Source organism: Serratia sp. FS14 (genome assembly GCF_000695995.1).
GTDB lineage: Bacteria > Pseudomonadota > Gammaproteobacteria > Enterobacterales > Enterobacteriaceae > Serratia > Serratia nematodiphila.
This window is the reverse complement of the sequence record NZ_CP005927.1, coordinates 5,178,489-5,197,338: the sequence shown is the minus strand read 5'-3', so window position 1 is coordinate 5,197,338 and position 18,850 is coordinate 5,178,489. Positions and strand designations below refer to the sequence as shown.

11 protein-coding genes and 1 pseudogene are annotated in these 18,850 nt (G+C 53.2%); 5 read left to right on the top strand and 7 right to left on the bottom strand.

Going from position 1 to position 18,850, the window contains the following annotated elements; genetic code table 11:
* Positions 1-8 precede the first annotated feature (8 nt).
* Positions 9-8,591 (bottom strand): glycoside hydrolase family 94 protein, encoded by an 8,583-nt coding sequence (locus L085_RS23820; protein WP_044031881.1) that lies wholly within the window; start codon positions 8,589-8,591, stop codon positions 9-11.
* A 155-nt stretch (positions 8,592-8,746) separates the two neighbouring features.
* The gene (locus L085_RS25835) at positions 8,747-8,911 is read right to left on the bottom strand and encodes a YnfU family zinc-binding protein (protein WP_216606217.1); all 165 of its coding nucleotides are present in this window, start codon (positions 8,909-8,911) and stop codon (positions 8,747-8,749) included.
* An 826-nt stretch (positions 8,912-9,737) separates the two neighbouring features.
* Here L085_RS25835 and cspF point away from each other — a divergent pair.
* The 4 genes and pseudogenes from cspF (at position 9,738) to L085_RS23810 (ending at position 12,823) form a co-directional block, all read left to right on the top strand.
* Positions 9,738-9,950: a cold shock-like protein CspF gene (cspF, locus tag L085_RS24950; protein ID WP_071525953.1), complete on the top strand. Its 213-nt coding sequence runs from the start codon at positions 9,738-9,740 to the stop codon at positions 9,948-9,950.
* Positions 9,951-10,527: 577 nt separating this feature from the next.
* Positions 10,528-10,748 (top strand): annotated as a pseudogene (locus L085_RS25825) (hypothetical protein); the annotation flags it as partial.
* Between the two features lie 649 nt (positions 10,749-11,397).
* Complete coding sequence (locus L085_RS23815; protein WP_044031880.1) at positions 11,398-12,177, top strand: alpha/beta hydrolase-fold protein; 780 nt, start codon at positions 11,398-11,400, stop codon at positions 12,175-12,177.
* Between the two features lie 427 nt (positions 12,178-12,604).
* Entirely contained in the window at positions 12,605-12,823 is a 219-nt protein-coding gene (locus L085_RS23810; protein WP_033641985.1) for a TM2 domain-containing protein, read from the top strand.
* Between the two features lie 51 nt (positions 12,824-12,874).
* Here the strand turns inward: L085_RS23810 and L085_RS23805 are convergent, their stop codons facing one another.
* A complete protein-coding gene (locus tag L085_RS23805; RefSeq protein ID WP_044031879.1) occupies positions 12,875-13,408 on the bottom strand; it encodes a hypothetical protein in 534 nt (177 codons plus the stop codon).
* Between the two features lie 502 nt (positions 13,409-13,910).
* Between L085_RS23805 and L085_RS23800 the strand changes: the two genes are divergently transcribed.
* On the top strand, positions 13,911-15,008 hold the full coding sequence (locus L085_RS23800) for a hypothetical protein (protein WP_044031878.1): 1,098 nt from the start codon (positions 13,911-13,913) through the stop codon (positions 15,006-15,008).
* Positions 15,009-15,011: 3 nt separating this feature from the next.
* Here L085_RS23800 and L085_RS23795 read toward each other — a convergent pair whose 3' ends face one another.
* The 4 genes from L085_RS23795 to cybB are packed head-to-tail and all read right to left on the bottom strand — an operon-like array spanning position 15,012 to position 18,769.
* Positions 15,012-15,716: a hypothetical protein gene (locus L085_RS23795; protein ID WP_044031877.1), complete on the bottom strand. Its 705-nt coding sequence runs from the start codon at positions 15,714-15,716 to the stop codon at positions 15,012-15,014.
* A gap of 16 nt (positions 15,717-15,732) precedes the next feature.
* Positions 15,733-16,908: a hypothetical protein gene (locus L085_RS23790; protein WP_044031876.1), complete on the bottom strand. Its 1,176-nt coding sequence runs from the start codon at positions 16,906-16,908 to the stop codon at positions 15,733-15,735.
* A complete protein-coding gene (locus L085_RS23785; protein ID WP_044031875.1) occupies positions 16,905-18,191 on the bottom strand; it encodes a hypothetical protein in 1,287 nt (428 codons plus the stop codon). The genes L085_RS23790 and L085_RS23785 overlap by 4 nt, the downstream gene beginning before the upstream one ends.
* A gap of 53 nt (positions 18,192-18,244) precedes the next feature.
* Positions 18,245-18,769: a cytochrome b561 gene (gene cybB, locus L085_RS23780; protein WP_071841670.1), complete on the bottom strand. Its 525-nt coding sequence runs from the start codon at positions 18,767-18,769 to the stop codon at positions 18,245-18,247.
* Between the last annotated feature and the right edge of the window lie 81 nt (positions 18,770-18,850).

Sequence of the window (18,850 nt, the reverse complement as noted above, 5' to 3'; positions counted from 1 at the left end):
AGGCAGTATCAGTTTTGAAGAATTTCAACCGTATGATTTTTCCCATCATCCCGCAAAGGAATGTTGTCGCCAGGCAGTACGATGCTATCCAGTGTGACACGATACTCTCCCTCTCCGCGTGAAACCATAATCTGATACTGGCTTTCACCATATTGATATGACATCGAAAAAGAGGACCACTCATCCGGCAATCTGGCATGGACAGTAAAGGTAGCACCGGAGCGTTTTATACCCAGTAATTCCTCGGTAAGTAAACGGTAGGCCCAGCCTGCGGAACCGGTATACCAGCTCCATCCCGCTCGTCCGGTATGGGGAGCGACACTATAGACATCAGCACTCATGACATAAGGCTCAGCTTTATAAATCCCAACCGAGTCTGTATTAAGGGTATGATTTATCGGGTTGATCATTGACCAGAGTTGCCAGGCGCGTTCTGTATTTCCCATCCGTGCAAATGCCATAACGGCCCAGATGGCGCCATGTGTATACTGCCCCCCATTTTCCCGCACGCCGGGCAGATAACCCTGGATGTAACCCGGGTTAGGTCCATGACCATCGAATGGTGGTGTTAACAGCCTTATCAACCCGCCATCGTTATCTACCAGGTGCTTATCCAGCGCCTGCATGGCCTGTGCGCACCGTCCCGTGCTGGCAGCCCCGGACAATACAGACCAGCTCTGCGCAATCGCATCTATCCGGCAGTCCTGCGAGGCTTTCGATCCCAGGGGAGTGCCATCGTCAAAATAACCGCGCCGGTACCATTCGCCATCCCAGGCGTGGGTTTCGAGATTGTTTTGCAGGTGTAAGGCATGCGAACGACACATCAAGGCGATACTGTCATCCTGCCTGCGCTCTGCCAGTGCGGCAAACCGCTGCAAAATGTCATACAGGAAGAAACCCAGCCAGACGCTTTCACCTCTGCCTTCGATACCAACCCGGTTCATCCCGTCATTCCAGTCACCTGCCCCCATCAGCGGCAGGCCATGCTCACCGAACCTCAGTCCATGTTGAATCGCTTTGACGCAGTGTAACCACAATGTCTCTTCGGTGCCGCTGACGACCGGCGTGTCATAGATAGACTCTTCACCGGGCTGGAGCAGGCGACCTTCCAGATACGGTATGCGCATCTCCAGCACATTCATATCCCCCGTCGTTTCCACATAGTGGCAAACGGCAAGCGGAAGCCACAGGTAGTCATCAGAACAGCGGGTACGAACCCCGCTGCCGTGTGGAGGGTGCCACCAGTGTTGCACATCTCCTTCGATAAATTGCCGTGATGCGCACAGCATTATCTGTTCGCGCATTCGGTTCGGATCGGCATGACTCAGTGCCAGCGTATCCTGCAACTGATCGCGAAAACCAAATGCACCGCCGGACTGGTAGTAACCACTGCGAGCCATAAGGCGACAGGCTACGGTCTGGTATAACAGCCAGCCGTTGACCAGCAAATTCACAGATGTATCAGGCGTATTAACCACGATTTTATCGAGCACATGGTGCCAGTAGTGGTGAACGCGGTTCAGCTCCAGGCGGGCCGCATCCTCATTGAGATAGCGGGTAAGCATCTCCTGAGCCTGGGCATGATTATCTGCCGCGCCAAGGACAAAAATAAACGTTCTCTGGTCCCCGTCAATAAATGTAGCCGCTGACTGGACGGCTCCACAGGGATCGAGGCCGGCGCCGGTTTTACCCGAGAGTCTGCGCAGTTTCATGGTGGATGGGCTGCGCAACGAACCGTTACGGCCAATAAACTCCCGGCGATCTCCCATCAACGAACAATAATTACCGCTGACGGCAAAAAATGCAGTGCGCTCGCCACCGTTGTCACCATAAAAGTTATTTGCCATCACACCGCAACCGCCAGGGATACTGGCAGCATGTGTCACGATATGAGGGGCGGAGCGGATTCGTGACTCTCCGAGCGTCCACTCCACGTAGCCCGTGACGGACAGTTTTCGAGTGCGTCCCGAATTGTTACTGAGCGTCAGGATTGCAAGTTTAACCGGGGCCTCTTCGGCAACAAATACCGTCAGCTCACTGTCTATACCACTCTCCCGATGGGCAAATACGCTGTAGCCAAAACCATGGCGTGTCAGATAATCCCCTTGTCCGCGCGTAGGTAAAATCGTCGGTGACCAGCACTCACCACTCTCTTCATCACGCAGGTAATACGCCTCACCGCTACGATCGCTCACAGGATCGTTCTCCCACGGCGTTAACCTGAATTCATGGGCATTCTCATACCAGCTATAGGCCTGCCCCGCATCCGAAATCACACTGCCAAAACGGGCATTCGCCAGTACATTTGCCCAAGGGGCGGGCGTTGACTCATTTTCCCGGAGCACAATCTGATATTCCCGGCCGTCATGAGAAAATCCGCCGTACCCATTGAAATGGCGCAACTGGCTGGTATCGGGGGCCCAATCTGTATGTTGGTTACTCTCCGAAACAATATGCGGAATCAACGGTCTGGCCGGAGGTTTTGGGGTGTGAATACGCTGGTTAAGCTGTTCATTAATTCCACCCGCACGGTCATCGAGGTAAAGACAAGCCACGCTCATCAGCAGCAGCTTATCCTCAGTGGTGAGGTGCTCGCCATTACGAACAAAAAGGCCGCCCGTTTTATCCAGCAGACTGGCTTCTGACCCGGCATAAATTAAATCCATAATCTGATTTTGCAATCCCTGCTGGTATCCCCCTGGGCTGTTATTCAGGATCACCAAGTCCACCTCCAGCCCTTTCAGCCGCCAGTATCGGTGTGCCTGAATCAGGGTGGTGACGGAGGCGACGCCTTCCTCGCTGGAAATGCTGAGCAGCACTATCGGCAGATCACCTGAGATTGCCCAGCCCCACAGGCCGGACTGACCACGCCGATTATGGCTGATGGTTTGGCCCTCGGCACGCAACTCCTGACTGGGATAAAGTACTGCGCTGGCAAGACGATTAAACAAGGTGGCATCATCTTCACTGGCGTTCATCTGACGTAATACCACCAGACTATGCGACCACGCCAGTTCAAACACGCGGTCAGCGATAGGATAGTCGCGATATTTTTCGAGCAATGCCAGGCTTTGCTGGCGGCTTTCACTAATGCCATAAACGATATCAATCGTAACCGGTTGCCCAGGCTGCAGGATGATGGCGTGACGTATCGCCAGTATAGGATCCAACACTGAGCCCGATGTGTTGCTGAGCGCTCCGCCTTGCTCGATGGCCCGCGCATCGGCTGGGCTTCTGCCTCGTCCAAGGAACTCTGCCCTGTCTGTTTCAAACGAGACGCTCTTATGGTGACCGCCATGCACCACCATCATGTGAAACAGGCAAGGGCTCGACTCATCCGGCGAGCGCGGGCGCCGGTGGCAGAGGATAGCATCACGTTCAGGATCAAGCTCGGTCTGGATAAACAAATTGCTGAACGCTGGGTGTGCCAGATCGCTGGCATCAGACGCCAGTACCACTTCGGCGTAGGTTGTCAGTTCCAGGGAGCGCGGCTGGCGGCCCCGGTGCACCAGGGTGATACGTCGCAGTTCAATATCATCCTCGGGGGAGACAACAACCTGGGTTTTGACGCTGAGCGTCCCGAAGGTGCGCCTGAATTCCGCCCCCGCATCGGTAAATATCACTTCTTCGTCGAGCCCGATAGCGTTGCCTGTCGGTTGCCAGGTATTGCTCCATATCTCACCCGTCTGCATATTGCGGATATAGCAGAACGTTCCCCAGTTATCCCGGGTGGTATCACTTCGCCAGCGCGTTAGGGCAATATTATTCCAGCGACTGTAGCCTCCCCCGCCAGCCGTCAACATCAGATGATAATGGCTGTTGGACAACAGCTGAATTTCCGGAACCGGGGTGTCCACCCCGTTGAAAATACGAGGTTCATAGCGAACGGGTTTGACCCTTCCTTCATGAGATTCAAAATGACGGCGCGGGCTGTAGAGATCGACCGCATCCGGCACTCGCTCCTGTAACAACAAACTCGCTGACTGGAAGAGCGTGCTGGACATAAATCGCTCAGTCATGGGGGCGTCAAGCAGCACGTGGGCGAGCGCCTGAAATGCCATGCCTTGATGATGTGCCATCCAAGATTGCACTACCGCATACAGTTGACCGGTTGCGAGGCGTGAAGGGGTATAATCCAGCGCTTCATAGAAGCCATACTCACCCTGTGCGCCATTTTTTTGCAATCGGAACAGGTTTTCACACGCTTTTTGCGGTGAGACCATCAGCGCCAGCAGGGTGGCGTAAGGGGCAACCACCATATCATCGGCAAGTCCCCGACGCAGACCGAGCCCTGGCACGCCAAATGCCTGATACTGATAGTTTTGCTGAACATCAAAAGCATGATAGCCAGACTCTGATACTCCCCAAGGCACCCCACGCTCTTTACCCCAGTGTATCTGGCGCATCACCGCCGACTGGCTCATCTCATCAAGCAGACTGCCTGGCCACGTGGGCATCACCAGATTAGGCATCAGGTATTCAAACATCGAACCGCTCCATGACATCAGGGCAGTTTCATTGTCTATGGTGGTGAACAACCTCCCCAGCGCGTACCAGCTTTTGAGTGGCAACTGATTCGCCGCAATGGCGAGGAAACTGGTCAGTCGGATTTCAGATGGGAAAAGATCGTAATGGCTTTTGTCTGACGTATTCGTGTCACAGTTGTAACCGACACTGAGCAGACTGGTTGCCTCACTGTACAGAAAGGCGAAATCCATCCGAGCATGGTCATTCAGCCGTTGTTCAAGCTCGGCGATAATTTTCAGCCGCATTTGAGCTTGCGCCGTCACGGACGCCGGAGGCGTTCCTTCACCGGTAAATGTCGCACGGGCCAACCAGTTCAGCGTCGGCAGCGTCTGTTTGTTCCAGGACGCTGGCAACCAGTCGAGTAGTAGCGACCATTCATGGCCAAGCTGCACCAGCTGATTTTCCAGATGTTTTGTCCAGCGTACCTGAAGGTGGGAGTCTTGATGGCATTGCGTTGTCAGATGGTTGCACTGAGTGCGCATTTTTTTCAGTTCGCTGAAAAGCGCTGGCGGAGACAGTGACACCGCACTTTGGCAGTGTTTGCGCAGTAGCCGCAACGCGGTAGGCGCGCTTGAGCCCCAATGTTTCTCCAGAATATCCAGCGTATCGTTCAGCCCGGCCAGCATCTGTTCGATGTTTAAAACAGGCTGATGGCGCATGGCAGATAGCCCTTCACGCAATGTCAGTAAATGACCCGCCATATTGCCACTGTCGACACTTGAAACGTAGCGTGGGCTGAGTGGTGCCAGCGTACGGGTGTCGTACCAGTTATAGAGATGTCCCCGGTAGTGTTCCATTTTGTCCAGCGTATCAAGCGTTAGCGAGACGCGCTGCAATACCTCCCCGCCGGAAAGATAACCAAAGTCCCAGGCCGTCAGATTGGCCAGCAGGGAAAGGCCAATATTGGTAGGAGAAGTACGGTGAGCCACTGTCGGTTGCGGTATTTCCTGATAGTTGTCAGGCGGAAGCCAGTTCTCTTGCGCTGTGGCAAAGGTCTCAAAAAATGCCCAGATTTCACGGCTTGTCTGGCGTAGCAGCTGTTTTTGCTCTTGGTTCGGCGAAAAGGCCTTACGAACGGGTTGGCGGCTCAACCCTTTCATCAGCAGGGGGGCCAGGCACCATAACACACTGACCGGCAAAGCGATCGCCAGCAGCTGCGGCGCAATATGTACGGTCAGAATGGTGAGTGCCACTCCGCCAACGACGTTCAGCCACATAGCCTGGTAGAAACGGCCAACCGAAGTTCTGGCCTGATTGTCATCAGGGCGATGGCTGACCCACTGGCTGAGATTGCGCTGGCTAACGCCCAGACGCCATAGCGTCACGATAATCGCATACAATGAATATCCGGCTTCGTGCGGCAGTATCGCAAAATTAAGCCCGATGCCTGACAGACGCTTCAGCGCCCCTGAAGCTACCAGCAACAAATGCGGTTTCAGGTGGCGGCGAAGGGGCTTATGCAGCAGGTCATAGAGGATGCTCAGCATTGCAGGTAACAGCCATATCAGCGCCAGCACGCCAAGCCAATAAACCGGATTAGGCACCCAAAGCAGTGTCAAGAACAGCAATATCAGTAAAGAGGGGGCGACGAGACTGCGGCGCAAATTATCAAACAGTTTCCAGTAAGAGAGTGCGGATAGAGGATTCTTATCCCGGCTTCCATCCGCTTTTCTGACGCGTAGTTTCAACCAGTTCAGCAGTTGCCAGTCACCCCGGATCCAGCGTGAGCGGCGTGCAACATCCGAAAGGTAATTATTGGGGTACTGTTCGTAGAGTAAAACTTCACTCAGCAGCCCCGAACGCGCGTAGCACCCTTCCAGTAAATCATGGCTGAGAACCAGATTTTCAGGACAAACGTTGGCCGTGGCTTGAACAAAGGTATCGACATCATAAATCCCCTTGCCCACGAACGATCCTTCCCCAAAGAGATCCTGGTAGATATCGGAAGACATCATGGAATAGGGGTTATTGCCAGGTGCGCTGCTGCGCATGGCCGCGTATCGCCCCTGGCCATTATGCGGCATTGCCTCCGCCAGTCCGGGCTGTAGAATGCCGAATCCTTTGACCACCCTCTGGCGTACCGGATCATACTCTGGCTTATTCAACGGATGCGCCATCGTCGCGACCAGCTTGTGTACCGTATCGCGTGGCAGCACCGTGTCGCTGTCCAGCGTAATGACATATTTTATATAGCCCGGTAAAAGATGAGCAGGCATGTCTGCAACGCTGACAAATTGCGCCGCAGGATGGCGCAGCCAGTCGTTCAACAACGCCAGTTTGCCCCGCTTGCGTTCATAACCCATCCAGGTCCGCTGAGAAGGGTTCCATTCAGGCTGCCGGTGCAGCAGATAAAAACGAGGGTGTCGGGATGGATAGCGGCGGTTAAGCGCCTGCATATCGGCGATCGCCTGTCTGAGGAGGGCTCTGTCTGCAGACGCTTGTTTATTTTCTGCATCGGCAAAATCGGTGAGCAGAGCGAAACAGATGTTTTCGTTTTGATTCCCCAGCCAACATACTTCAAGACTGGTGAGGAGTTTGCTGAAGCTTTCGTGACTTGTCAGCATGCAAGGGATGACGATCATGGCTGCACTATCTACGGGAATACCGGCTGAAAAATCCATCCTCGGCAATGGGCGGGGGATTCGAAAACGAGTGGTGGCATCGCTGAGCAGATCACTTGCTAATTGGCTAACAGCAATGACAAGAGGCAATGCCACAACGATCGGCAGCCAATACGTTCCTTGCTGCGCAGTTTCATGCAATACCCCGGCCACCGTTGCTGTGGTCAACAAACTCAGGCTGCCAAGCCATGACAGCAGGGATATTCTATTGAAACTGTGCCGCAGGCGTATAAACGTTGAGGTGTCAGCCAGCAGATGAATTTCCAACTCCTCTCGACCTTCGCCTACCAGATAATAGCCAATGTGGGACTTCGATGTGTCGGGAGCGTTCTCCCTGGTAAGAGCCAGTAACCGGCTGGCTACCTCAGGCTCACTGAGGCCGCTATCTCTGGCCAGAATCTCAATGACGTGGCGGTAATGATCCCGAGTATCAAAGTGCATTTGGGTATAGATACCGGCAGGATCACGGCGTAATACCTGTTCAACGGTGCTTATCGCCTCAGCGAAATCAGCCCAGTTCGTTTCGCTCAGTAAACGCAACCCAGCGATGCTGTTACTGACTGAAAGCTGACTGGCAGCGAGCTGTTGATTGAAGCGATGAATCAGTGCCTCGGTTGTGATCCCCTGTTCCGCCAGGCACTGGTCAACCCAGGTCAGAGGCAACGACACCGCATTGCCATGCCCCTGCAGACGCCGTACTAACTCCGCGACAAATGCACTGCTCAACGGAGGACGTGAGCGCGCCATATCGGCGACTACCATGATTAAGTCAGCGGGAGCATTCTCTGCACATTCGAAAATTCTTGTTATCCACGCATCTGCCAGGTTTCGTTCCCGCTGAGCCTTTACGACTTCCATGCTGATGCGGCGAAGATTTTCAATCAGAGCCAGGCGCAGCATGCCCGGTAGGGCCCAAACTTCGCCCAACGTCAGTGGGGTGACCTGTTGATAGGCCGTGATATAGCTGGTCAGGCTGGCAGTGTCCCAGCGGCCATCGCCGTGCGCAATGGCTTCCGATGCAATATCATAAATTCGCGGACAATTCTGAGGCGATATTAGGGATGGGAGACCTTTGCCGAAGCTTTTCGGCAAGTGTTGGCGAACGATGCGAATTTGCTCCTCAATAAGGTAGTAATTATCCAACAACCACTCCCCGGCAGGCATAATGCTCGCTTTTATACCTGAGTTAAGCTCGTAGCAGTTCTGCGTGATAGCGGCCTCATTGTTGCCGAGCCTTTTGAGAAGGTAGTAGGGAAGCTTATCTGGAGATAATTTATGGGCACGTGCCAACTTTTGGCCGTAACGTTCCATCTGAGATGTTGAAAACAACTCTGATCGTACCGCCCCCTCACCTGCAGGATCGTTAGCGGCAAGCGGCGATCGTTCGGTTTTTTTTGCCAGAATTCGGGAGTGGCTAAACCATTCCCTGGGGTTCATTTTCATAGAGTTGCTCAGTTGCGACGTTAATGCGCAGGAGCAGTTGCGAAATCAGTTCAGAAGCGTTCTCTCAGGATGGATGTAAGCCATCCGGGATTTAACAGCTGCTTGAATATGTCTTAGGCGTACTCACAAAATTCAGCATCACCATGTATCAGAGTTTAGCGTGACTTGACAAATAGCGCTTTACATTCAGGGCAAAGCATTGCTTGTTTCAGTCGAAGCTTGCTAACCGCCTGAGATGACTTGAATCCACAAACAGGGCAAATTACAGCAGATCTAGATATGCCGCCGATGTACTTCATTGCGTAATCGATAAAAGACATATGGATTAACCTTTCAATGAATGAGATTTATCATATCATTAACGGTCGTTTTTTGTACTGTTAATATTTTCTTTTATTATAGTACATAATTATCATATGCTTATGCTAAGCATTAGCCCAAAATTATAAAATATACGATGTCAATCAAGTCAGGTTGCAAGAAAAAATTGTATTTTACTGATTTTTACTTCCTTGAACGTTTTACAGCAACTTTTCAGCAGCAGCAAAAATCTCGTCGGATGTTAAATCACGATCAGAGGCGACATGAACAATTGTGTGGTCACCTGTCCGAGAAGCTAATCCCGCCGTCATTATAGGTAATTGTACTTTCTCTCCATTCGGATAAGAGCGTGAAATTGTTTTTACGCCGTCCTGAAGCTCAGTGATACAAGATGGCGCAGAATTAAAAAAAACTAATGACTTTTATCATGACGTTACCTTGTTGATGGATGCGTATTTATTACAAAATATTTAGTGGGGTATTAATCGTCCAAAAACAAAAGTTATAGCCTCCTTATCAACATAAAAAGCTATTTCAATGTGATATATATTATTAAATTCCTACTTGGGTGTGAGAAGTCAGAATAGTACACTAATCAAAAAAAGGTAGATTGAAACATTAGCTATAGGGGCTGAATATATGACTCATTTAAACCGACATTTTCTGCGGTTTAATTTTAATAACTTAGTCTTACACCCTTATTAAAGAGATAGCAATGTTTATTTTTAGCCGTCTAAAAGGCCAGGGTGAATGTGTAAGATTGAGATGGTTTTTTTATTCATTTAATGTATACTTAAGGCTGTTTTCATCTCATAAGGTTGTTCTTTGTTCCAAAAAATGACAGGCATCATCAAAATATTTGATAATAAAACAGGTAAAGGATTAATTATCCCCTCTGATGGAAGGAAAGACGTACGAGTACACATTTCAGCATTATCATCACGTGAAACTCAAACCATCATCCCTGGAATTCGAGTGGAATTTAGAAGAGTGAATGGGCTTAATGGGCCTACGGCAGCAAATGTCTATCTTTCCTAACATCATTAGAATTATTTTCATTAACAATAACATGATTGAAAATCCACATCCTATACTTGATTAATAATGAAGGCTATATAGAGACTCACTCCACCTTATTAATTTCCCAGGTCAACATGAGTTAAGGTGGTTAATAAAAATAGTTTGTGCATCATCCATCCATCAATCCACCCTCGAAATATTTGTCTCAAGAGTTATTCTGAATGCTATTGGACCTCCTGGTAGCCGTGCCACAGTTGGCTGTATGGGGAAAATGCGGATTGACGATCGATGCGACTGCGAGCAGTCGGAGACATTGAACCGCGCCATATCTGATTGATAGAAGGCAAAGCAACCAAACGCGCCACTGTTGAAATAGTCAGCGTAGTTCTGAACATTAATAACTACGACAAAAACGATACCAGTCAGGCCCTGTCTATAAGACTTTGGCATGAATCGGTGCATTGGTAGGAAAAGGGCTATGCACTAAACATATGGTGCCTGATATATCCCTACTACCACAACTATTGGGCCTGTGAGGCTGCCGCGCTGTGACAGGAGTTGATAGAATCTTAACGTCGTAGGTATCAACAGGATGAGCGTGATGGCGACTATCGCCCGGTGGCTGGCCAGTGCCGTTAATAACCCTGCCGCCACTATCGACAAACTGGAGTCGGCGCGCAAATGTGCCTAGGTCGTCGGTTACTCGCTGATTATCCTGCCCGACCAGGAAAAGTGGAGCGGTGACGGGCGGGTATCAAGGCCATCACCGGCGGCGATGCGGTCGTCATCGATCCTAAATACCGCGACGCCTATAGTGGCAGTGACCCAAACACACGCAGCAACACCAGGGCATCCTATCGGCCGCTGAACGGCCAATATCATAACGACAAGCGCTCCCCACACCGGCTCAGGCCGGTTTTTTTGTGCCAGTGATTTAGACTGTACACCGAGAAGGTAGCTATACACCCATCAATGTATTGAAATAAAAGGATAAGATTAAAAGGTGTATAGGTGAACAGTTTTTCTATAAATCTTTTTTTAATACGATGAGCACTGGGCGAGTGCTAATTGCTTATAATTTACTCTATGTGTTGTGCACCATTTTATTGTGTATAGGTATATGTATAGATTACTGTTTTTTGTTCATAAAAATCGTTTTAAAACAGTGCGATATATGTTTTTTTTCGCTCCATTATCGCACCATTTCAAGTCTCACAATGCCTTCCTTGTAAAAACACGCAGCACAGGCGTCTGCAGCGCTTGCGGTAGATATTTCTGCTTATCGCTACGTGGTAATGTGCTGCAAGGTATAATACAAACGTTTTTGTTTAATCATTCACACAACCAGCAAGCGTCGTAAGCAGAATAATACATTGCTACGGTTGAACCTCACCGTCTTTTTTATCTGGAAAAAGACATTATCGCCAGTGTTAAACCACTGGCTTATTTATAAAGTGAGGTTGTTATGTGTGGATCTTTGATTTCAAGAACGAAGGACTTTAACTTTAATGGTCAACGTTATAGGGTTTTTATTGCTCATGACAAGCAAGCGCATGGCGATTTAAAAGCGCTTTACTTTCTCGATGCCAATACTCAATTCTCCAAGCTGACCGAACGCCATCGGCGCAGAAGTAACGACAATATTCTTTATGTCGGCATCGGCTATCAGGATGGGGTGGATATACTAAAAGCAAGAACCCGCGACTATACGGTTCCCTCTGATGATAATGAGTTTATTGACGGTGGCGGAGCGCCGGCATTTTATCAGTTTATCACCACATGTGTTAAGCCCTGGATTGAGTCACGCTACTCAATCAATACAGACAAACAAACGCTGGCAGGTCATTCACATGGCGGGCATTTTGTACTTTATACGCTGTTGAACTATCCTGGCGCGTTTCAAAATTATCTGGCGGCCAGTCCATCGATCTGGTGGGGGAATGGGGCGTTGCTTCCTGATGGCAAGTTAACAATCGCTGAAAGCGTTAATAAAATAACCCTGATGATCGGCGAGTATGAAGAAAAGGTTCATCCGCAAAGTAATGAAACTGAAAGAGGGCGGGTGACCAGAATTAATGCAACACCCAAGTTGCGAGTCAGGCATCTGGCAAAAAAACTGATCGAAGATGAGCAACGCTGTGATTTTATTTTCTGCTCAGGGCGTCGTCACCCAGGGGTCATCAAGGATTATGCACTGATGGCGAATGCGATCGCGGCGCATAATACTCAACGTGATGGGCTTTAGCGCCGTGATATAATCATTTTTTGAACACCTGCAAGTGAGCTGCTTTTAGCCGTCTGCAGGCATGCACTAGGGAAACTAAAAATTAGAACGATATGCCGATATCAGGCAATGAAAATTTGTTTTAACCTTATCTCTTACAATGACGGCTGCGGGATAATGTTCGTTCATCATTATGCTGACGAGATCCTGCGAGCGTGCGTGTTTTTTTGAGCCGAAACCGAGTATCTGTAGCCTCACTTTCCATACTCCCCCTGCTTATCCTTTCGCCGGTTAAACAACCGTTTAATTAATCGCTGTTATAATTACCCCTGTTGAGCCTTGATGGATGAATGTTTTCCTCCTCAAGCATTGCGATGCGGCGCTCTGTGGAGCGGCATCCGTTTTTGGACATGCCGGTGGTTCGGTGAGAAGTTAGGAGAAGTGCACTATGAGCAGAAAAGACAAGCTCGCGGCGGCCCTGTTGGCCATCTTCCTGGGCGGACTGGGCATTCACAAGTTTTACTTAGGGATGAAGTGGTGGGGGCTGTTCTATCTGCTGTTCTGCTGGACGGGGATCCCATCGATTGTCGGCTTTATCGAAGGCATTATTTATCTGTTCCAATCGGAAGAGAAGTTCAACCAGAAATACAATCCTGGTCTGATTTAACGCGTTTTCTGACGGCGCCTCCTGTTAAGGGAAGCGCCGTTTTTCATTCCGTTACTGTTTCTTCATCATCATCTTGCCGCGCATCTCTTTGCTCATCATTTTATTCGAGCTGGAGATCACGCAGTTATATTGCTTGCCTTGGTTAATAATCATAAAGGTGCTGACCGGATTTTTAAAATCCTTGTCGATGGTGAAATAAATATAGGCCTGCGGCAGCGCAGCCGGTTTAAAGGCGCCGAAGGCATAGATATCCGCCAGGCCCAGCGCGGAGAGATCGACCGTCAGCTCCATGGGTTTCATGGAATCCGGCGATGGGAACATCGATTTGGCTGACATCATCATGGTGCTGCTGTTGATGGTGTAATCGGTTTTGACCTTCATGCCGATATATTTCGATTCCGGCATGGAAAGTTCTTTTTGGCAGGCGGCGTCGTGCTGCGGCGCCGGGCTGCCGTTTTCCATCACGGCGTGCACGTGTTCCAGCATCACTTCCGCGTTGCCGGTGGTAGGTTGTGCATCGGCCGCGTAAGCCGCGCCGCTGAAGGCGGCCACAGAGGTAAGGATAATGCCCGTAACGATTTTCATTGTCGGTCTCCGGAATGCTAATAATGATATTAATTGCAGTGTGTAGCCTATTGGCCTGATAAAACGCAAAGTGACCCGTTCCGTGGAGATAAAATATCCGCGGAATATTGCTGGAAAAGAGTTTTTCTTCCTCGCGGCAAGCAAGGTTGTGTTAATTTTTTAAGCGCCTTTCTCTTTTTTTATTCGGTATTTTTTCCTGCATATAAATAGTATGTCTAAACATAGTCAATGTTTAGAATATGTACAAACTATTGCGATTTTTTTCCTCGTTACGCTTTCTGTTTCTTAATCGAGCAATAAATATTTATTGAGATACAGAGAGTTATGTTTTTACGTTGGAATCACTCGGTGAAGCGTTATTTATGTGATCTTCATAGTCACAGAAATAACGCTGAAATTATTACTTTTCTATTTAACGGCTAATTATTCATGGCATAGGCTTCAACCCAACTAACCGCCTGAGCTAGAATCAGGCGGTTTTCTCTTCGAAAAGGATATCGCCATGGCCGCCTGGGCGCTTTTGATCGTCGGTTGGTTATTGATTTGGCAGGATCACTCGGTTTGGGGTGTGCTGTGCATCGTGCTGTTTGCCGTGCTGCAATGGGCGAAGTACGCCGCTAAAAGCGGGCAAGAACCCGAAGAGGCGGCAGAGTGGCGCAAGACCGACTGGCGTTCGCAGCCGATTGAGATGGCGCACGCCGGCGACAGCGACCGGCAGATTGGCGGCGTGGGGGAACTGGGCATGGGCGGCCCCAGCTTTTGGACGCTGCTGCTGCGCGACGGGGCGATTGTGCATGGCGCCTGTGCCGCGCCGCAGGACGTGGACGACGGCAAGCTGCGCCTGATACCGACCCGCAGCCGCGAGGGAGAGGAGCTGACGGTATATGAGCCCGCCGCCCGGGCGATGTATGCGCTGCCTGCGTTGACCGATCGCGAGCTGGGAGCCTTGGCCGCCGGTTCCGTTGAGGCGCTGGCGCGGCTGCGGGCGACGTGTCGGCAGGTGGAGGCCACGCCGTTGCACCTTGTGCGCGGTCTGTGGGTGCCGCAGTGGGTAGCGGATCCGGCGGATCGGCTGGAGATCGCGTTGCCCAGCGGCCGCGCGCTGGCGGCGCGCTCGATGTTGCCGGCGGATCTGCGCCAGACGGACGATCCTGCCGCGCTGCTGCACACGCCGCCTTATGAGCTATTGCTGGAAAACAGGCCGACCGATCGCTTCGTGCGCGATCTCGAACGCGTGGCGGAATCCCCGGCGGGTGACGGTTTGAGCGTCGGCGGCTGCCAGTTCCGCGGCGAGCATATCGTCGATGGCCTATACCATCTGTACTTCGCCGGCGAGTGGTTCAGCCTGCTCTCTTATGCGCATAAACCGGCGGGCGGGCGCGGTTCGGACACCACCTTTTTCGTCGAGCGGGTCGAGCCGCAAGACGGCGGGGTGTTTGTGATTGAATGGGATGCCTACAGCGTGGGGCCTGACGGGCGTGAGCCGCGCGCGCCGGCCCCGCCGGTATTGGTTATCGCGGTAAGTTGGCAGGAAACGCCGCTGCAGTTGCCAACGGCCAACAACCGCGTGACCGTGCGCTTGCCCAACGCCACGGCGTAAGGCTTAAGGCAGCACCCTGACTTCGCCGTTGTGCAAGGTCAGCACCGCGATAGGGCTGCCGGAGAAGCACTCCTTAAAGAGCCAGCCGCTGGGCCGAAACGCCGCTGCGGGCAGCCCGGCCTGCCACTCCTCCCACTGCGGGGTCGGCTGATCCGACGGCAAAGAGAAAGAGACCAGCCAACCGGCTTCGCAGTGCGCCCTTTGGCCGGTTGGACGGGTGAAGGTATGCGCATCTGCCAGCTCCATCACCGGCGGTAAAACCTCAAAAGCGATGATCGGCACGCCGGCCACGCTTTGCGGCTGAGGGAAGCGCACGGCGGTTACACCGTCCATCGTGATGGGGCTATCTTCGGTGCCGGGCTGGCGCGGCTCCTGCCGGTTTACCCAGCTTCCCTTTGGCAGGGTGATTTCGCCGAACGGCCTGGCCGCCTCGAGCGTCAGGTAGCTGCGCCGATTCCAGCGTTCTTCCGCCCGCTGGCTCTTGAGATCCTGGATGGCAATGTCGATCAGCATCAGCGCGAACGCTACCGGGTAGATCGCCAGCGCCGAGGCCAACAGATAGCCGCCCCAGGAAAGCGGCGGGCGCGGGCGGCCGCAGCGGGCGGCGGCATATCGCCAGCCCCACCAGGCGAGCAGGATGCCGGCGAGCAGCAGGGCCAATAACAGCGCCAGCAGGCCGGCGACGCCGGCGCCATAACCTAACAGCATGGCAAGTTCCTTATGTTCACGGCGTGGTGGAGCGATAGCGAATGAAGTAGGGCAGCGCCGGGGTCTCCCCGTCATCGCCATAGTGGCTTTCCGGTTCGATCACGGTTTGGCGTGCGTCGTCGCGCCCGTTGTAGCGGTACTCCAACGGCTGTCGGTAGCGCACTTCGGATGAGCGCAGATCGAAAATCAGCGAAAGACGGGCATCGCCGTTATCCGTTTGGGCGACCAGCTTATCGTTGCCCGCCCAGAGCTGATACAGCGATTTATCGCCGGTCTCCAGCAGCACCTTCAACTGCCCGTCGGATTGATAACGCAGAAGCTGATACACTCCTCTGTCCAGCGTTTTGGCGATCAGGTAGATGCCGCCGTCCGGGGCCTGCGCGCTTTCCTCCACGCGCACCAGCAGCCAATGCAGTTCAATCACTTCGCCGGTTTTACCGTTAACGGCGATGTGTAACGCGCCGGATCCGAGCACCGGGTTCATCCAGAAATGCACGCGATCACCATCAACGGCGGTGAAGATCTCGGGTACGGATTTGCGCTTACCGGAGGCGTAAGCCGTCGGTGAGTCCTCCTCGCCGCGCTCAAAGCCCAGCAGTTGCCGCGCGTCCAGCAGCGCCGGCAGATCCAGCGTCTGCCGCCAATGGGCGCCGAAGTCCGGGCTGTAGAATACGCCTTCGGTGCTGATGAGATACAGCGCGCGTTTTCCCGGTTGCGCCACCAGTTTGCCGCCGACAAAGGAAGGCCGGTTGTCGTCGCCCTCCGGCCAGGGGATCAGCGCCCCGATGGTGCCCCGTTGCACATCAACCAGTCTGCGGCCCTTAGAGAGAAAAAGCACGCACTCCTGCTCGCCGCAAACCGCATCATGGATCAAGTCGTCGAGTTCCCCCAGCATCTGTAACCCTTTGGGGCCGGCAAACAGCACCTGGCTGAGGTAGTTGGCCGCCCAGCCGTAAAAGCTATTGTACGCGCGGTCTTCACTTCTTTTGCTGGTGAGCAGCAGGGCGCCGTCCTGCGCCGGGTAGCTGTGGATGAGATCGTAACGGGCTATTGTTGGCAACGCCTGGTCGCCCTGAGTCCATTGCCACTGCGCATAGCGTTGCTCAGGGGCGAGCAAATAGACGCCCAGCGCGCTGGCCAAAAACAGCGTCAGGATAATAAGGGGTCTTTTATAAAGCGCTAACGTCATCATTTCAGCTCCGTCACCTGAGCCTGCCGCCATAAACTGCGGCGCAGATTTCTCAGGTATTTAAACGTTTTAAACGTGCGGTGCTGGTCAAAAGAGTACAGGCGGCAGATCTGGGCGAACCCCTCGATCAACAGCGCCAGGCCGCTGACCATCAGCATCAGCAGCAGAATAATCGGCGGCAATTCGCTGCCGAGACGCTTCAGGGTCCAGGTATCCAGGTGAAAGCCGGCCGGGGTATCGGCGTTATCCACCACCATCATGCCGAGCACAAAACACGCCACGATTGCCCCAAAAATGAAGACAACGCGCGCGCACAGGTTAAGGCCGGCTTCGGTGAAGTAGCGGCTGCCGCCGATGAGATAGGTTTGGCGATCGCGATGATTGATGATCCCACGCACTTTGGGCAACTCGGGAATGGCGTCGTTCTCGCAATACAGCACCTGCAGCGGATCGCCTTTGGCGATGAAAAGCGGATGTTGCCGACGAAATACCGGATGCAGTTTGGTATTGGGGACATTGAGCGCGCGGGTCGTCAACGCGAAGTGCGTCTCCTTCTGACGCCACGCATACGTATCCAAATACTGCACCTGCCGCGGGATCTCATAGTGGCAGAGTTCGTAGTTCAGGGCGTTGACCGTCTCGATGCCGGAGGTCTCGACGCCGTCCGGGAGGGGGGGCGCGGTCTGCAGCGGTGCGGTCGCCGGCACAGCGTCTGCGCGGACGGCCCGGTATTTGATGCCGGGGATTTTCAGGCTGAGCGAGCCGGGCGGCGTGACGTCTTGCCCCCGCAGCACGCGATCCAGCGCCCGGAGCAGGCGCCTGCGGCCGCGGTGCCCGATCAGCAGGAGCTCCGAACCGACGAACAGCACTATGCCGATGCCGATAAGGCCGGCGATGATGGCGATAAAGAACAGGACGATGGTCAGCCAGGAATCTTCCCCGTCCATGATGAAAAAGGCCGCCGGAAAACCGCCGGTCAGCACCGCGCCCAGCAGCAGCAGGGCGAAGTATTTCAGCTTGTATTTCAGCGTTCTGTCAGGCTCCAGCCGGCCTTTCGTGCCGTGCAGCAGCCAGTGCAGCCAGTAGCTGCCGTCTTGCAGGCGGTGGGCACCGATCTTCACCCGATCGCCGGCGGCGAGCCTGGCCAGCAGATTTTCGCTGTCGCTGAAGTCGTCGCGGTAAAAAAAGAACGTCTGGCCGGAGGCGATGATCCTCACCAGATTGTCGGGCGCCGTCTGCTGGCAGGCGCATTGTTCGACGGTCACATTAAAAAATTGGGTTTGCATGTCATTCCCTGTCAGTGGGCGTGGCCCGAAAATTCATCCCTGGCGCCGGGTATTCAGCGTTTTTTCATCAGCGGCAGCATGCGCACCAGCGCATTGTCCTTGACGATATAGTGGTGGAACAGCGCGGCGGCGGTATGCAGGCCGATCAGCCAGTAGCCGAATGACGCCAGCGTTTTGTGCCAGCCGATAATCATCCGCGCCTGCGGCCGATCGGCCACGTCGGCGAACGGCATCGACAGGCCGAACAGATACCACTCCTTGCCGCCCAGATAGCGCGAATACACCCCCAGTACCGGCAGCGTCAGCAGCAGCAGGTAAATCAGGGCGTGCGTCAGGTGCGCCAGGCCGGTTTGCCACTTCGGCAGTTTGGGCGCGATGGCGGGCGAGGGGTGGCGCCGGCGCAGGAGCAGACGGGCGATCATCAGCGCAAACACCGTTACGCCGCAGCTGAAGTGGGTGATAACCAGCGCGTACCAGGGGGCGCTGCCCGGTTCGGCATAGCCGCGCAGCTCGATGGTGACACAGGTGATGACCAGCAGGATCGCCACCAGCCAGTGCAGGCGAATTTGCAACGGCATGTAGGTGTTCTGCACCGGGTTACCTTTTGATGTTAAAGGGTCTGAGTGCCGATGGTAACGAAATGTTACAGGCGAGGAAAG

What these genes read in the sequence shown, in the direction of transcription:
- cybB (WP_071841670.1), bottom strand. Translation starts at nt 18,769, where the DNA reads ATGCCGTTGCAAATTCGCCTGCACTGGCTGGTGGCGATCCTGCTGGTC.
- L085_RS23790 (WP_044031876.1), bottom strand. Translation starts at nt 16,908, where the DNA reads ATGATGACGTTAGCGCTTTATAAAAGACCCCTTATTATCCTGACGCTG.
- L085_RS23795 (WP_044031877.1), bottom strand. Translation starts at nt 15,716, where the DNA reads ATGCTGTTAGGTTATGGCGCCGGCGTCGCCGGCCTGCTGGCGCTGTTA.
- L085_RS23820 (WP_044031881.1), bottom strand. Translation starts at nt 8,591, where the DNA reads ATGAAAATGAACCCCAGGGAATGGTTTAGCCACTCCCGAATTCTGGCA.
- L085_RS23800 (WP_044031878.1), top strand. Translation starts at nt 13,911, where the DNA reads ATGGCCGCCTGGGCGCTTTTGATCGTCGGTTGGTTATTGATTTGGCAG.
- L085_RS23810 (WP_033641985.1), top strand. Translation starts at nt 12,605, where the DNA reads ATGAGCAGAAAAGACAAGCTCGCGGCGGCCCTGTTGGCCATCTTCCTG.
- L085_RS25835 (WP_216606217.1), bottom strand. Translation starts at nt 8,911, where the DNA reads ATGTCTTTTATCGATTACGCAATGAAGTACATCGGCGGCATATCTAGA.
- L085_RS23815 (WP_044031880.1), top strand. Translation starts at nt 11,398, where the DNA reads ATGTGTGGATCTTTGATTTCAAGAACGAAGGACTTTAACTTTAATGGT.
- L085_RS23785 (WP_044031875.1), bottom strand. Translation starts at nt 18,191, where the DNA reads ATGCAAACCCAATTTTTTAATGTGACCGTCGAACAATGCGCCTGCCAG.
- L085_RS23805 (WP_044031879.1), bottom strand. Translation starts at nt 13,408, where the DNA reads ATGAAAATCGTTACGGGCATTATCCTTACCTCTGTGGCCGCCTTCAGC.